The 228-nt window shown below is 65.8% G+C and carries 1 protein-coding gene; it reads right to left on the bottom strand.

Translation table 11 applies throughout. The features are described 5' to 3' along the window. A partial coding sequence (locus OH705_RS29100) for an aldehyde dehydrogenase family protein (RefSeq protein WP_267303687.1) occupies positions 1–228 on the bottom strand: 228 nt, incomplete at both ends.

Genomic DNA, 228 nt, shown 5'->3' with positions numbered 1-228 from the left:
AATACCTGCCCACCTTCGTCGCGGGCCTTGGCCAGGGCCCCCTGCATGGCCTCGAACCAATTCTTGACGATCAGCGGGCCGACCAGGGTGTCCTTGCGCGGGTCACCGATGCGCACCTTGCCGTAGGCGGCTATGACACGGGCGACCACGTCGTCCTTGATCGAACGGTGAACGATCAGCCTGCGCAGGGTGGTGCAGCGCTGCCCAGCGGTGGCCACGGCATAGAAC

The organism is Pseudomonas sp. BJa3 (assembly GCF_026343815.1).
In the GTDB taxonomy this organism is placed as follows: domain Bacteria; phylum Pseudomonadota; class Gammaproteobacteria; order Pseudomonadales; family Pseudomonadaceae; genus Aquipseudomonas; species Aquipseudomonas soli.
Note: the sequence above shows the minus strand (reverse complement) of the source record. Positions and strands in the feature narration are given on the sequence as shown.